The sequence below is a fragment of the Seonamhaeicola marinus genome (assembly GCF_008085455.1).
In genome coordinates this window covers 1-204 of the sequence record NZ_VSDQ01000807.1, presented here as the reverse complement: position 1 = coordinate 204, position 204 = coordinate 1, and the positions used below count along the sequence as shown (strand labels likewise).

1 protein-coding gene is annotated in these 204 nt (G+C 35.8%); it reads left to right on the top strand.

Features of this window, described 5'->3' with window-relative positions:
* Window positions 1-204: helix-hairpin-helix domain-containing protein (locus FUA24_RS23630; RefSeq protein ID WP_246147153.1), on the top strand; the 204-nt coding region annotated here is incomplete at both ends.

Genomic DNA, 204 nt, shown 5'->3' with positions numbered 1-204 from the left:
ACAAGTGCGCGAAGGTATTGCAGGTAATGATGTGGCGCTAATTCAATCTATTAAAGGTATTGGAGCTAAAACAGCACAAAGGGTAATTATAGATTTAAAAGATAAAATATTAAAGATTTACGATATTGATGAAGTTTCTGTAGCCCAAGGCAATACCAACAAAGATGAAGCGTTATCTGCTTTAGAAGTGCTTGGGTTTGCCAA